This window comes from Lawsonibacter faecis, from assembly GCF_014287675.1.
GTDB lineage: Bacteria > Bacillota > Clostridia > Oscillospirales > Oscillospiraceae > Pseudoflavonifractor > Pseudoflavonifractor faecis.
In genome coordinates, this window is sequence record NZ_JACOPQ010000001.1 from 225,327 (window position 1) to 239,822 (window position 14,496).

At 61.5% G+C, this 14,496-nt stretch carries 14 protein-coding genes, 1 riboswitch and 1 other annotated feature; of the genes, 9 read left to right on the top strand and 5 right to left on the bottom strand.

Features of this window, described 5'->3' with window-relative positions:
- Positions 1–49: 49 nt before the first annotated feature.
- From H8S62_RS01035 to ilvC, 4 genes are all read left to right on the top strand, one after another.
- Positions 50–397: a hypothetical protein gene (locus H8S62_RS01035; protein WP_155145229.1), complete on the top strand. Its 348-nt coding sequence runs from the start codon at positions 50–52 to the stop codon at positions 395–397.
- Positions 398–779: 382 nt separating this feature from the next.
- Positions 780–994: a binding site (T-box leader), on the top strand.
- Positions 995–1,066: 72 nt separating this feature from the next.
- Positions 1,067–2,776 (top strand): biosynthetic-type acetolactate synthase large subunit, encoded by a 1,710-nt coding sequence (gene ilvB / locus H8S62_RS01040; protein WP_155145227.1) that lies wholly within the window; start codon positions 1,067–1,069, stop codon positions 2,774–2,776.
- 14 nt (positions 2,777–2,790) lie between these two features.
- Positions 2,791–3,348, top strand: coding sequence for an acetolactate synthase small subunit (gene ilvN / locus H8S62_RS01045; RefSeq protein WP_155145225.1), 558 nt, complete (start codon positions 2,791–2,793; stop codon positions 3,346–3,348).
- A 482-nt stretch (positions 3,349–3,830) separates the two neighbouring features.
- On the top strand, positions 3,831–4,850 hold the full coding sequence (ilvC, locus tag H8S62_RS01050; protein ID WP_155145222.1) for a ketol-acid reductoisomerase: 1,020 nt from the start codon (positions 3,831–3,833) through the stop codon (positions 4,848–4,850).
- A 71-nt stretch (positions 4,851–4,921) separates the two neighbouring features.
- Here ilvC and H8S62_RS01055 read toward each other — a convergent pair whose 3' ends face one another.
- The 3 genes from H8S62_RS01055 to H8S62_RS01065 form a co-directional block, all read right to left on the bottom strand.
- Positions 4,922–5,923: a GGGtGRT protein gene (locus H8S62_RS01055; protein WP_186918222.1), complete on the bottom strand. Its 1,002-nt coding sequence runs from the start codon at positions 5,921–5,923 to the stop codon at positions 4,922–4,924.
- Positions 5,924–5,937: 14 nt separating this feature from the next.
- The gene (locus tag H8S62_RS01060) at positions 5,938–6,630 is read right to left on the bottom strand and encodes an iron-sulfur cluster assembly scaffold protein (RefSeq protein WP_155145218.1); all 693 of its coding nucleotides are present in this window, start codon (positions 6,628–6,630) and stop codon (positions 5,938–5,940) included.
- Between the two features lie 53 nt (positions 6,631–6,683).
- Positions 6,684–6,760: riboswitch (Fluoride riboswitch) on the bottom strand.
- Positions 6,761–7,110: 350 nt separating this feature from the next.
- Positions 7,111–7,794 (bottom strand): FadR/GntR family transcriptional regulator, encoded by a 684-nt coding sequence (locus H8S62_RS01065; RefSeq protein WP_186918223.1) that lies wholly within the window; start codon positions 7,792–7,794, stop codon positions 7,111–7,113.
- A 115-nt stretch (positions 7,795–7,909) separates the two neighbouring features.
- Between H8S62_RS01065 and ilvD the strand changes: the two genes are divergently transcribed.
- The gene (gene ilvD / locus H8S62_RS01070; protein ID WP_186918224.1) at positions 7,910–9,571 is read left to right on the top strand and encodes a dihydroxy-acid dehydratase; all 1,662 of its coding nucleotides are present in this window, start codon (positions 7,910–7,912) and stop codon (positions 9,569–9,571) included.
- A 113-nt stretch (positions 9,572–9,684) separates the two neighbouring features.
- Here ilvD and H8S62_RS01075 read toward each other — a convergent pair whose 3' ends face one another.
- Entirely contained in the window at positions 9,685–10,686 is a 1,002-nt protein-coding gene (locus H8S62_RS01075) for a DUF975 family protein (protein WP_173023412.1), read from the bottom strand.
- A 275-nt stretch (positions 10,687–10,961) separates the two neighbouring features.
- Here H8S62_RS01075 and H8S62_RS01080 point away from each other — a divergent pair, with 275 nt between their 5' ends.
- The 3 genes from H8S62_RS01080 (at position 10,962) to H8S62_RS01090 (ending at position 12,527) form a co-directional block, all read left to right on the top strand.
- The gene (locus H8S62_RS01080) at positions 10,962–11,396 is read left to right on the top strand and encodes a LytTR family DNA-binding domain-containing protein (RefSeq protein ID WP_341481000.1); all 435 of its coding nucleotides are present in this window, start codon (positions 10,962–10,964) and stop codon (positions 11,394–11,396) included.
- A 16-nt stretch (positions 11,397–11,412) separates the two neighbouring features.
- Positions 11,413–11,886, top strand: coding sequence for a DUF3021 domain-containing protein (locus H8S62_RS01085; protein WP_186918225.1), 474 nt, complete (start codon positions 11,413–11,415; stop codon positions 11,884–11,886).
- Between the two features lie 98 nt (positions 11,887–11,984).
- Positions 11,985–12,527, top strand: coding sequence for a stage V sporulation T C-terminal domain-containing protein (locus H8S62_RS01090; protein ID WP_186918226.1), 543 nt, complete (start codon positions 11,985–11,987; stop codon positions 12,525–12,527).
- Between the two features lie 249 nt (positions 12,528–12,776).
- On the opposite strand, the gene H8S62_RS01095 is transcribed toward H8S62_RS01090, so the two are convergent.
- Positions 12,777–13,541, bottom strand: coding sequence for a M23 family metallopeptidase (locus tag H8S62_RS01095; RefSeq protein ID WP_186918227.1), 765 nt, complete (start codon positions 13,539–13,541; stop codon positions 12,777–12,779).
- A gap of 295 nt (positions 13,542–13,836) precedes the next feature.
- Here H8S62_RS01095 and H8S62_RS01100 point away from each other — a divergent pair, with 295 nt between their 5' ends.
- Positions 13,837–14,490 (top strand): TetR/AcrR family transcriptional regulator, encoded by a 654-nt coding sequence (locus H8S62_RS01100; RefSeq protein ID WP_186918228.1) that lies wholly within the window; start codon positions 13,837–13,839, stop codon positions 14,488–14,490.
- Positions 14,491–14,496: the final 6 nt, after the last annotated feature.

Here is a 14,496-nt window from a genome sequence, read left to right on the forward strand (position 1 = left end):
GCTGCAGGTCGTCTTTGGCGAAAAAGGCGAATTAAAGGAGGGGCGATTAATGTTTAATGAAATCTGCATTTATGAAGCGAAAATCGAGATGCAAGACGAAATTGAAACGCTGATGAAAGAGGTTGCTGAGTTTTATTTGTCTCAACCCGGTGTTGTCGATGTGAAATATATAAAGCGAACTCATCGGCAAGAGGATTTTAAATCTGTCAAGGAAGGAAGGCCGCCGATTCGTTTGACAAGATGGGTTGGCAAGGTCACATATATTCTACACTGGACACTTGAGAATGAAGAAGCTCATGCCCGTGTTTCAAAGCTGGGACTGGAGCAATTCTATAAACGCTGGAATCGTTGCCTCACTACAATGCCCAAAATTCTGTTGGGTGAAAATATTGTGTAGGTCGCCTCATTGGTATCATGTGATTCAACTCGAAGAATTCCTACACCGAAAAAGTGCAGGGATTCTTTTGTGCTATTTGACGAAGACCAGTTTACCAGACCCAATATCAACACTTTCCTGCAACAGGGATGGATGGACGCGCGCGCTGAGGCTCTGCTTTTCCCCACTGGGGTCGTCGCGTCTCCGGCCTATCCGCGCCGCGGCGGGCGCAGGGGCGTCTTCCGATTTTCCCGCCCCGGTTTTGTGGAAGCCTCCAAAAATTATCAGCGCTTTAAATAGAAAAAGTCTTTTTTGTGGAAATCCGGATCTCACGATTGACAAATGTCCATTCCCGCGTTATGATACAGGTTAATTACACGCCACACATACATATGTAACAGTTTTAAAAGCAATGACTGGGTAAGTACGGCCGTCGCGCAAGCGCAGAGAGGGAACGGTGGTGTAAGTTCCCGTGAGGACGGTGCGGAACGTCGCCCAGGAGCAGTCCGGCTGAACAGAGTAGGCCGGAACGGGTCCCCTCCGTTATCGGGGCAACGAGTGCATGGCGGCGACGCCATGAATTTAGGTGGTACCACGGAGCATGACTTCGTCCTAAACGGACGAGATGTCATGCTTTTTTTGTACTCCGGGGCCCGTCCCCCGGAATTCAAGCCAAAGGAGGCCCACAATATGAGAATGAAAAGCCCGCAGATTTTGATGGAGTGTCTGCTGGAGCAGGGGGTAGACACCGTTTTCGGCTACCCCGGAGGCACCATTCTGAACGTCTACGACGAGTTGGAGCTGCACGGGTACAAGGAGAAAATCCGCCATATCCTTACCGCCCACGAGCAGGGGGCCTCCCACGCCGCCGACGGCTACGCCCGCGCCACCGGCAAGGTGGGCGTGTGCTTTGCCACCAGCGGTCCGGGCGCCACCAACCTGACCACCGGCATCGCCACCGCCTACTACGACTCCTCCCCCGTGGTGTTCATCACCGTCAACGTGGCCGAGCCCCTGGTGGGCAAGGACACCTTCCAGGAGGTGGACATCACCGGCATCTCCATGCCCATCACGAAGTGCAACTACCTGGTGCGCCGGGCGGAGGACCTGGCCGACGTTATCCGGGAGGCCTTCGCCATCGCCCGGTCCGGCAGGCCCGGCCCGGTTCTCATCGATATTCTCAAGAACGTGACTTACGACGAGGCGGACTATGAGTTCCTGCCCCGCTCGGAGCACGGCAAGCACGGCCGCCTGGCCGCCATGCTCCGCCGGGCCAGCCACGATTTGAAGACCCCGGAGCCGGACCACAGCGATATCGACAAGCTCCTGGGCATGATTGAGGAGGCGGAGAAGCCCCTGGTCCTGGTGGGGGGCGGCGTGATCCGCTCCAAGGGCGCGGTGCCGGAGTTTCGCAGGTTCTTTGAGCGGCTGAACGCCCCGGTCGCCTCCACCATCATGGGCGGCGGCGCCTGTCCGGGCAGCCACCCCCTCTTCACCGGCATGATCGGCATGCACGGCTCTCACGCCTCCAACCATGCGGTCAGCGAGTGCGATCTGCTCATCGTCATCGGGTGCCGCTTCTCCGACCGGGTGGCCACCGATCCCAAGAGCTTTGCCAGTCAGGCCAGGATTGTCCAGATCGATATCGACCGGGCGGAGATCGACAAGAACGTCAAGACCACCCATCACATCATCGGCGACGCGCGGCGGGTGCTGGAGCTTCTCAACGAGAAGCTCCCCGCCCACGACTACCCCCAGTGGAAGGAGTGGGTCTTCTCCCACAAGGAGGTCCCCCTGAAGAAGGAGGACGGCGTGCTCCACCCCCATGAGGTGCTGGAGACCATTCAGGCGGTCTCCCCCGGCGCCATCGTCGCCACCGACGTGGGGCAGCACCAGATGTGGTCCGCCCAGTACTACCACTTCGACCGGCCCGGCCAGCTCATCACCTCCGGCGGCTTCGGCACCATGGGCTTCGGCCTGGGGGCCGCCATGGGCGCCAAGGTGGGCAACCCCGACGTGCCCGTCTTTCTCTGCACAGGCGACGGCTGCTTCCGCATGAACTGCCACGAGCTGTGCACTCTGGAGCACTACCACGTGCCGGTGATCATTCTCATCTTTGACAACCGCACCCTGGGCATGGTCCGCCAGTGGCAGCATCTCATTTACGGCGAGCGGTACTCCCAGACCGATTTGGACCGGGGTCCCGACTTCGTGAAGCTGGCCGGGGCCTACGGCATCCGGGGCGCGCGCTGCGCCAGCCAGCCCGAGCTGGAGGCCGTCCTAAAAGAGGCCGCGGCGTCGGGCGAGCCCTGGGTCATCGACTGCGCCATCGATAAGGACGCCATGGTCCACCCCATGGTCCCCGGCGGCGCTCCCGCCACCAACTTCTTACTGGATTAAAGGAGGACGACAGGATGAAAGAGAATAACGCCACCCGCCGCACCCTGTCCGTGCTGGTGGAGAACGCCCCCGGCGTCCTCTCCCAGGTCTCCCGCCTCTTCTCACGGAAGGGGTACAACATCGAATCCCTGGCCGTGGGCACCACCGACGATCCCGAGGTCTCCCGTATCACCATCGAGGTCATGAGCGACGCGGCCATGACCAACCAGATTATGAACCAGCTGCGCAAGCTCTTCCCCGTCTACTCCGTTCAGGAGCTGCTGCCCGAGCGGAGCATCCGCCGGGAGCTGGTCATGTTCAAGGTCCGGGCCGAGTCCGCCGACGTGCGCAACGAGGTCATACAGATCGCCAACATCTTCCGCGCCTCCATTATCGACGTGTCCCTGGGCTCCCTGACCCTGGCCCTCATCGGCGACGAGTCCAAGGCCGACGCCATCCAGAAGCTGCTGGAGTCCTTCGGCATCCTGGAGCTGGTCCGCACCGGCATGGTGGCCCTGGAGCGCGGCGCGTTTACCATCAGCGACGAGAACAAGGAAAAGACCGAGTTTATTCTAGGTAAGAATGTAATCTAGGTCGCCGCGCTCCGCCGCAGGGGCAATTGACTTGCCCCGAGGATGTTAAAGGCATGGGGTCCCCAAAAGTGCCCGCACTTTTGGGGCGCGCGGCGCGTCTGCCATCAGCGACGAGAACAAGGAAAAGACCGAGTTTATTCTAGGTAAGAATGTAATCTAGGTCGCCGCGCTCCGCCGCAGGGGCAATTGACTTGCCCCGAGGATGTTAAAGGCATGGGGTCCCCAAAGGCGTCTGTGCCTTTACCATCAGTGATAAGAACAAGGAAAAGACGGAGTTTATCCTGGGCAAGAATGTAATCTGATCCGCCGCGCTCCCCGCCGCAGATGCGGCGTCCCGGGCGTTTCGCGCAGCGAAATCCTGCCGCAGGGGCCGCCCGGCTGAGAACTTTTTCGAGATTGTATCATACTTATCATTCTATTTTGCTCCACCGTGATAAAATCGTGTTCAACAGAGACAGCTTACTATAAAAGGAGTGTTTATCATGGCAAAGATGTACTACGAGAAGGACTGCGAGCTCAGCTATCTGGACGGCAAGAAGATCGCCATCATCGGCTACGGCTCCCAGGGCCATGCCCATGCCCTCAACCTGAAGGACTCCGGCTGCGACGTCTGCGTCGGCCTCCGCGAGGGCAGTAAAAACCGTGCCAACGCCGAGGCTGCCGGGCTGAAGGTCATGACCGTCAGCGAGGCCGCCAAGTGGGGCGACATCATCATGATCCTCATCAACGACGAGGCCCAGGCCGACATGTACAAAAAGGACATCGCCCCCTATCTGACCGACGGCAAGGCCCTGGCCTTCGCCCACGGCTTTAACATCCGTTACCAGCAGATCGTCCCCCCTGCGGGCGTGGACGTGTTTATGGCGGCCCCCAAGGGCCCCGGCCACACCGTCCGCTCCACCTATGTGGCCGGCAAGGGCGTGCCCTGCCTGGTCGCCGTGGAGCAGAACGCCACCGGCAACGCCTATAAGATCGCCCTGGCCTATATCGCCGGCATCGGCGGCGCCCGCGCCGGCGTGATGGAGACCACCTTCCACGACGAGACCGAGACCGACCTCTTCGGTGAGCAGACCGTCCTGTGCGGCGGCGTGGTGGACCTGATGCGCTGCGGCTTCGAGGTGCTGGTGGAGGCCGGGTATGAGCCCGAGAACGCCTACTTCGAGTGCATGCATGAGCTCAAGCTCATCGTCGACCTCATCAACAAGGGCGGCGTGGGCGCCATGAACTACTCCATCTCCGACACCGCCGAGTACGGCGAGTACGTCTCCGGCCCCCGGGTCATTCCCCCCGAGGAGACCAAGGCCCGCATGCGCGCCGTGCTCTCCGACATCCAGGACGGCACTTTCGCCGGCAAGTGGATCGCCGAGAACAAGAACGGCCGTTGCTTCTTCAACTCCAAGCGCCAGAACCTCAAGAAGCACCAGATGGAGATTGTCGGCGAGGAGCTGCGCAAGAACATGATCTGGGGCGGCGACAAGGACCTGGATACCGCCTCCAACTAAACGGACCTATCAAAGACAAGAAGGCCTCCCCCATAATGGGGGAGGCCTTCTTCATTCGTCAGATTGCCTGCTCAGCCCTTCACGGCCTGCTCGACTGCCACGGCGACAGCCACGGTGGCGCCGACCATGGGGTTGTTGCCCATGCCCAGAAAGCCCATCATCTCCACGTGGGCGGGGACGGAGGAGGAGCCGGCGAACTGCGCGTCGGAGTGCATCCGGCCCATCGTGTCGGTCATGCCGTAGGAGGCGGGGCCGGCAGCCATGTTGTCCGGGTGCAGCGTGCGGCCGGTGCCCCCGCCGGATGCCACGGAGAAGTACTTCTTGCCCTGCTCCACGCACTCCTTCTTGTAGGTGCCCGCCACGGGGTGCTGGAACCGCGTGGGGTTGGTGGAGTTGCCCGTGATGGACACGTCCACGCCCTCCTTGTGCATAATGGCCACGCCCTCGCGCACGTCGTCCGCGCCGTAGCAGCGAACGGCGGAGCGCTCGCCCTTGGAGTAGGCGGTCTCCTTGACCACGTTCACTTCGCCGGCGGCGTAGTCGAACTGAGTCTGGACGTAAGTAAAGCCGTTGATGCGGGAGATGATCTGGGCGGCGTCCTTGCCCAGGCCGTTGAGGATGACCCGCAGGGGCTTTTTCCTGGCCTTGTTTGCGTTCTTCACGATACCGATGGCGCCCTCAGCGGCGGCAAAGGACTCGTGGCCCGCCAGGAAGGCGAAGCACTCGGTCTCGTCCCGCAGGAGCATGGCGCCCAGATTGCCGTGGCCCAGGCCCACCTTGCGGTCCTCGGCCACAGAGCCGGGGATGCAGAAGGACTGGAGGCCCACGCCGATGGCCTCGGCGGCCTCAGCGGCGGTCTTGCAGCCCTTTTTTATGGCGATGGCGGCGCCCACGGTGTAGGCCCACGCGGCGTTCTCAAAGGCAATGGGCTGGATGGACTTGGTAATTTCATAGGGGTCGAACCCCTTCGCGGTGCAGATATCCCGGCATTCCTCCACGCTGGCGATGCCGTATTCCTTCAGTACGCCGTTGATTTTGTCGATGCGGCGCTCATAGCTCTCAAACAATGCCATACCTCTCGCCTCCCTTATTCATGCCGGGGGTCGATATGCTTGACCCCTTCGGCAAACTGGCCGTAGGTCCCCATGGCCTTCTTGACGGCCTCATTGGCGTCCGTACCCTTCTTCAGCGCGTCGGTGAGCTTGCCCAGGTTCAAGAACTCGTAGCCGATGATCTCGTCGGACTCATTGAGCGCCACCCGGGTGACATAGCCCTCGGCCATCTCCAGGTAGCGGGGGCCCTTCGCCTTGGTGCCGAACATGGTGCCCACCTGGCTGCGCAGGCCCTTGCCCAGATCCTCCAGGCTGGCGCCGACGGGGAGGCCACCCTCGGAGAACGCGGTCTGGGTGCGGCCGTAGACAATCTGCAGGAAGAGCTCCCGCATGGCCACGTTGATGGCGTCGCACACCAAGTCTGTGTTCAGCGCCTCCAGAATGGTCTTGCCGGGGAGAATCTCCGCCGCCATGGCGGCGGAATGGGTCATGCCGGAGCAGCCCAGGGTCTCCACCAGGGCTTCCTCAATGACGCCGTCCTTCACATTCAGGGTGAGCTTGCAGGCGCCCTGCTGGGGGGCGCACCAGCCCACGCCGTGGGTCAGGCCGCTGATATCGCCGATCTCCTTGGCCTGCACCCACTTCCCTTCCTCCGGGATGGGGGCCGGACCGTGGTACGCGCCTTTTGCTACGGGGCACATATGCTCCACTTCTGCGGAATAGATCATATACCTTCCCTCCAAATCAGATTCGACCGTAAAAAAGCCGACGGCCCCTGCAACATGTTGCAGAAGTCATCAGCCTTCTCAGCGGTTCAGGCCCAGTAGGCCGCGGGAGAACTTCATTCCCTTGGCTTAATCATACGTGTTTCCGGGCAGATTGTCAATTCTTTTGCAATCACGTTCACTCCGCGAACCGTTTTTGCTTTGTGGCTTATCTCCATGAAAATTCCCGCACATTTCCGCTGAAATGACGAAAAAAAGTCTTTTTTATCGGCATCCTGCGGGACTGCGGGACAAATTTTCCCTCCGTGCCCCCGGCCCCGGCGTAAAAGGGGTTCAATTTTTTAGCAAAAACGACCAACAAAAAAACCTCCGCAGAGCAAGCCTCGCAGAGCAGCGTCGTCCGCAGATGACGGAATAAAGTTAGGTCCTTTTCGTTTTCCCCTATCTTACCGCGTGCATGGGGGGCGGGATTGTAAAAATGGGTCAGACCCGCTTCTCCAGCCCCATCACGTCGATGGAGTGGTGCATATGGATGGCCATGGCGTGCTCCGCGCCCCGCTCGTCCCGCTTGCGGAAGAACTCCAGCAGCAGTGCGTGGTCCCGCAGGGTGTCCTCGGCCAGCTGCCCGGCGTGGTCGCCGGCGGCGACCGCCGACGCCACCGCCTGATTAATGATTGGCAGCAGCCGCACCATGAACTCATTGTGGGTGGCCCGGACGATGGCTGCGTGGAAGGCCCGGTCGGCCTCAGTGCGGTCCTCTCCCGCCCGGATGCACGCCTCCACCGCCTTCCCCTGCTCCAGAATCTCCGAGAGCTCCTCCGCCGTGGCCCGTAGGCAGGCCAGCCTGGCGGCCTGGGGCTCGAAGATGCTGCGCAGCTCGAAGAGGTCCCGGAGCTGGCCCCGCACCCGGTTCAGGCTGCCGAAGCCGAAGTCGCCAATCTCCTCCACGCGCCGGTCCACAAAGGTCCCCCTGCCCCGCCGGATCTCCAGCACCCCCTGGGTGGTGAGGTCCCGGAGGGCCTCCCTCAGGGTCGTGCGGCTGACCCCGAGCTGCCGCGACAGCTCCAGCTCATTGGGAAGCTTCTCCCCGGGCTTCACACGCTTCTCCGCCACGATCATGGTGTAGAGCCGTCCGGCGGTCTGCTGGGATAAACTTTGCTTTTTCAAGGCGTAGACGCCCCTTTCATCCTTGACAATTATGAGTCTATGATATACCATTAGGTCAGACAATGCAAGTGTAGTCATACAACTCAATATTGGTTTACATAAAGGAGGAATTCCCATGCGCAGCGACAGCGTCACCCGGGGCGTCCCCGCGGCCCCCAACCGCTCTCTTTTCTACGCCCTGGGCTACACCAAGGAGGAGCTGGAGCGGCCCCTCATCGGCATCGCCAGTTCCTACAACGAGATCGTCCCCGGCCACATGAACCTGGACAAGATCACCGAGGCGGTGAAGGCGGGCGTGCGCATGGCGGGGGGCACCCCCATCGTCTTCCCCGCCATCGCCGTGTGCGACGGCATCGCCATGGGCCACAAGGGCATGAAGTACTCCCTGGTCACCCGGGACCTCATCGCCGACTCCACCGAGGCCATGGCCCTGGCCCACGCCTTCGACGGCCTGGTCATGGTGCCCAACTGTGACAAGAACGTGCCAGGCCTCCTCATGGCCGCGGCCCGCATTAACATCCCCACCATCTTCTGCTCCGGCGGCCCCATGCTGGCGGGCAAGCTCCAGAGCGGGCAGAGGACCTGCCTCTCCCACATGTTCGAGGCCGTGGGCGCCCACTACGCGGGCAGGCTCAGCGACGCCGGGCTGGAGGAGTACGAGAACTGCGCCTGCCCCACCTGCGGCTCCTGCTCGGGGATGTACACCGCAAACTCCATGAACTGCCTCACCGAGGCCATCGGCATGGGGCTCAGGGGCAACGGCACCATCCCCGCCGTCTGGTCCGCCCGGCTGCGCCTCGCCAAGCACGCGGGGATGCAGGTGATGGAGCTGGTAAAGCGTGATTTGAAGCCCCGGGACATCATGACGAAAGCGGCCTTCCACAACGCCGAGACGGTGGACATGGCCCTGGGCTGCTCCACCAACACCATGCTCCATCTGCCCGCCATCGCCCACGAGTGCGGCATCGAGCTGGACCTGGACATGTCCAACGCTATCTCCTCCCACACCCCCAACCTCTGCCACCTGGCCCCCGCGGGCGAGACCTACATGGAGGATTTGGAGCATGCGGGCGGCGTATACGCCGTCATGAAGGAGCTCACCAAGAAGGGCCTGCTGGACACGGCGGTCATGACCGTCACGGGCAGGACCCTGGAGGAGAATCTGGAGGGCGTGGAGAATCTGGACAGCGCGCTCATCCGCCCCATCGAGAACCCCTACTCCCCCGACGGCGGCATCGCCGTCCTCAAGGGCAATCTGGCCAGCGAGGGCTGTGTGGTGAAGCGCTCCGCCGTGGCGGCGGAGATGATGACCCACACCGGCCCCGCCCGGGTCTTCGACAGCGAGGAGGAGGCCATTACCGCCATCTACGCGGGGAAAATCGTGGCGGGGGACGTGGTGGTCATCCGCTACGAGGGCCCCAAGGGCGGTCCCGGTATGCGGGAGATGCTCAACCCCACCAGCGCCATCGCGGGTATGGGCCTCGACAAGGAGGTCGCCCTCATCACCGACGGCCGCTTTTCAGGCGCCACCCGGGGCGCGTCCATCGGACATGTCTGTCCCGAGGCCGCCCAGGGCGGCGTGATCGGCCTGGTGGAGGAGGGGGATTCCATCTCCATCGATATTCCCCACTGCTCCATCACCCTCCATGTGGACGACGCCGTCCTGGCCGACCGGCGGGCCAAGTGGGTCTGCCCCGAGCCAAAAGTCAAGACGGGTTACCTGGCCCGGTACGCCAAATACGTCACCTCCGCCGCGCGGGGCGCGGTGCTGGAATAAGCCGTCCCTGCACAGCGGCGGTTCTTCCGGACAAATGCGGTAAAATCAATCCGCGCTTCTCCAAACGGACAAAAAACGGGACCCGGCATGCCGGGTCCCGTTTTTTAATCGGTTCAGAAGGGCTCCGGGCCGCGGTAGCCGCTGTCCTGGGGCGGCTGAGGGCCCCCGGCCGCCCTGCGCTCGGGCTCGGTGATGGCCAGATAGTAGTGGGCGTAGGTCACGTTGATATAGGACGTGAGCCACATGGAGTAGGGCAGGACCGCCAGGGAGGAGATCAGCGTGACGAACCAGCCGGTGGCGGAGAAGGCGGCTGCTGCCAAATTCCCGCCCCCCGCGACCAGTCCCAGGGGCGTGCCGATGGCGGAGGCCACTGTGACGGCAACAGAGCTGATCACCAGCGCCAGCAGATTCCATCCGATAAAGGACAGCCCCAGGACGAAGTACTCGCCCTTTCGCCCTATCATGAGCTCCTTACTGCGGCGGATTGCGCCCAGCGCCCCCAGCTCCGGATTCTCGGCCAGCGCCAGGTCGGCCTGGGCGTAGCGCAGTATCAGGACGATAACCGCAACCATTATGGCCAAATAAGCTGCGACCACAAAGAGAATCCCCAGGCCGCTGCCGCCGAAAATCATGGCGAGTACCATAATCACGATGACGCCGGGCACCGCCACCGCCAGACTCCATAGGACGCTGTAGAGCCAAATCAGCAGATTCATTCCCAGGACCCGGCCGGTGTAGGCAAAGCCCATTTTCAGATCGCGGTACCCCGCCTCCTCACACCGGGCCAGATTCAGGGTATAGCGCTGGTAGCCGAAGGTCACCACCATGACGAAAAGGGAGACCAGCACGGACAGGAAGATGGACAGGATGGGCACCCGGAAATCCGCCATAAAGTAGCGCAGGGCCTCCTCTGGCGCCATGCCGTAATTGTAGATAAGGTTCATCATGTCCTGATAGCTCATCCCGGAGCTGCCGGTGGATGTCACCAGGCTCACCAGCTGTCGCACGCCGTTGGTCAGCAGCAGGAACATCAGCGTCACCAGCAGGACGCTGGGCTTTGCCCGGCGCATATCCTCACGGGCATAGCTTTTAATCAGGGAACGGTCGATCCGCATATCGGCCACCTCTCTTTCTTTTTCGCCCTCATCATAACATACGAGAGGACCGAATGCAAGAAAGGACGGGCGCAGGAGCCTCCCGGCGTCTGCCGCTGTCATCGGCGTACCTCCGGCCCGTTCTCCGGCTTGTTCTCCATGGGGACATGGCCGTCAGGCCATGCGGCGGGCCGGACGCCGTCTGTATCCGGATTTCAACCGAGTATTGCACGCTCATAGACACGGGCGCCGGGGCTGTGCTATGATGCACACGAGAGGAGGGGATGGGATTGGATGTGGAAATTCGGCTGGAGCCAGGGCGCGCTGCGCCCAAGGTGCTGATCCTGACCGGCGAGATGAACGAGACGGTGGCCGAGCTGGCACGCCGCCTCTCCGCCGTGGAGTCCCGCTTTCTGGCGGGCCGGCGCGGAGACGAGGTGCTGCTGCTCGACCCCGCCCAGGTACGGCGCATCTATGCCCAGGGCCAGCAGGTGCTGGCCCGGACCGAGGGGGAGACCGTCCTCCTGAAAAACCGGCTCTATGAGTTGGAGGAGCGGCTGGCGGGCGGACCATTTCTCAGGGTCTCCCACGGGGAGCTGGTCAACTTCGACCATGTAAGGAGTCTGGATTTATCCATGGCGGGCACCATCTCCCTGCGCCTGGACAACGGCGACGCCGCCTTTGTCTCCCGCCGGAACATGGGCCGCATCAAGTCCTATTTGGGCATCTGAAAGGAGTATGACTGATATGACGTTTCTAAAAGCGCTGCGCCGCGGACTGGTGGGCATCCCCATCGGCGTTTTTATCGCCTATGCCATCACCATTGTCCTGTCCCTCTTCTGGGGGAACGGCTGGTATTCGCCCGTAGTCCCGGCGCTTACCGAGATTATGGGCAGCCAGATCGAAGCCGTCGCCCTCCAGTTCGGCCTCTCCTGCGTGATGGGCTTTGCATTTGCCTTCGCCTCCTGTATCTGGGAGATAGAGACATGGAGCCTCACGCGGCAGACGCTCTGCCATTTTCTCGCCATCTCTCTGGGCTCGCTCCCCATCGCGGGCGTGCTCCACTGGGCGGACAACGTGCCCGGCGGATTGCCGGGGTACTTTGGCTTTTTTGCCGCAGGCTACGCGGTTATCTGGCTCATTCTCACCGCCTCCACCCGCAGGAAGGTGCGTGAGGTCAACCAAAAGCTGAACGAGGAGCGGGATCGGCCTAAACCTTAAAATATCCAAATGAATCCAGCCCTGGGAACTGCATAGGGTAAAAAATCCTGCGGATACTAATGTTTGTCTAAAGAAAACACCGCAGGAGGAATTCATATATGAAAGCAACTGGTATCGTTCGGCGCATCGACGATCTGGGACGGGTCGTCATCCCCAAGGAGATTCGCCGGACCATGCGTATCCGGGAGGGCGACCCCCTTGAAATCTATACAGACAAAGAGGGCGGCGTCATCTTCAAAAAGTATTCCCTGATGGGCGGCCTGTCCGACTTCGCGGGCCAGATGTGCGAAACGCTGAACAAGACCACCGGGCAGATTGCAGTCATCACCGACCGTGACGCCTGCATCGCCGTGGCCGGCACCGCCCGCCGCGAGCTGGCAGACAAGCGGGTCTCCGGCGAGTTGGAGCAGATTATGGAGGGCCGCCAGATCTATCAGTTCAAGGAGGGCGACACCCCTATCGCGCTCTGCGAGGACGGTCAGAAGTATTTCATCGCCACCGCCGCCCCTGTCCTCTCCGAGGGGGATGTGCTGGGCTGCGTGCTCTTTGCCGGAACCGACAGCGATATGACCAGCAGCGAGACCGACTACAAGCTGCTCCAAACCATTGCCGGCTTCCTCGGCAAACACATGGAGGCCTGACTCCCGGCCACGGAACGCGTGGCCATACATAGCCCGGATTTCCAGGGGCGGCCCGTACGGGCCGCCCCTGGAAGCCTCAGCTTATTAAAGAAGCCCCGAGGGCTTTTTTGATAAGCTGCATGACGGATTCCAATTCTATACCGCCGTCTGCGGACGGCGCAACTCTGCAAGGCTTTCTCTGTGGAGGGGTTTTTGACAACCTGAAACCAGGCCGCGGGCAATGCCCGCGGCCTGGTTTATCATACTCATTCAGTGCAGCTCCGGCAGATAATCCGCCGGGTCCACATAAGCTCCCGAGTTGGTCATCTCGAAGTGGAGGTGGGAGGCGGAGAGGCTCTCCGCCTTTGCGGTGGAACCCACGGAGCCGATGATATCTCCCACGGAGACGCTATCTCCGGCCTTGACGGTGGGGATTTCGGTCAGGTTGGCGTAGACGCTCTTCACACCGTTGCCGTGGTCGATGGTGACGGTGGTGCCCATGAAGTAGTCCTGCTCCACGCTCTCCACGGTGCCGTTGCCGGCAGCCTTCACCTGGGCTCCTGCCTCAGCGGCGATATCAATGCCGGGATGGGTGCGCCAGTCGTCCATGGTGGTGCTGAAGACCTGCTGGTCGGGGGAGTAGACCTGAATGATGTCGCCCTTTACCGGCCAGGTGTACACCGTGGCCACGCTCTTGGTGGGTGTGGGGGCCGGCGTGGCCACGGCGCTGGCGGAGGCGCTGGGCGCGGGGGTCTCGCTGGCCTTGGGGGAGGCGCTGGGGATGGCCGGCTTCACCGGCGAGACGGAAGGCGCTGCGGCACTGGCGCTGGGATTGACGCTGGGGGCGGCGCTGGGCGTGGGGGTGACGGTCACCTGTGCGGTGCCGGCCACCGGGGCGGCGGGGTCGCTCCCGTTCAGGGAGGAGAAGAGGTAATAGCCCGAAATTCCAATTGCGGCGACGCAGAGGAACAGGACTATGTAAAAGCCCTTCCCCGCCATGAAGTCGCCGGCGCGTTCGGTCCACGGTTTTTTCATTGCGATGCTCCATTCCTATGAGTTTTGGGGCGTCCGGTGTTCCTTCCGTCCCTTTCGAGCCTATTGTGGACAGACGTGCTGGGGCTTATACATCAGAACTGAAAAAATTTGGGAATCCTTTTTCTCCTTTTAATAAACTTTTAATCTCTCCCTGACAAAATCCAAATATCCCGGCAGTAGGATAGAATGCGTAAAATCTGGAATGTAAACAAACCTAAAACTTTTGTCCCAATGAATTGACATATGACAACCTGTCGGCTAATATGATGACACGTTGTCATATGGAGGTGACGCAATGCCCAGCACCACCTTTTTCAATCTCCCGGCAGAGAAACGGGAGAAGCTCCTCGCAGCCGCGCGCGCGGAGTTTGCGCGGGTCCCCTACCCCGAGGCTTCCATCAATAAAATCATTCAGGCGGCCGACATCCCTCGGGGCAGCTTCTACATGTATTTCAAGGACAAGGAGGAGCTCTTCGTCCATCTGCTCTCCGCCTATCTCCAGGCGATGGCGAACCAGATGCGCGGCGAACTCCAGCGCAACGGCGGGGACCTCTTCGCCGCCTTTGTGGGGCTTTTCGACGCGGTCCAGTCCTGTTACCGCGACCCGGGCGCGGATCAGCTCCTGCAGAACCTGGTGGACATTATCCGCAACAACATGGGAATGCAGCTCACCGCTCTGATGGGGCCCGAGGACCTGGGGGACCGGCTGCTCTCCGACCTGCTGCCCCACATCGATCTCAGCCGCCTGGACCTGCGGGAGGAGGGGGATCTGAAGGACGTCTTCCACCTGCTCCTGGGCGTCACCGGCCCCGCGCTCGGCGGCGCCATTCTATCCGGCAGCCCGGCGGAGGGACGCGGGCGCTACCTGAAAATATTGGATATCCTCAAGCGCGGGCTGGCTGCCAAGCCCCCTGCCCCCGATAAGAGCGTTCCTGAACCGCAGCGGTGAACCCGG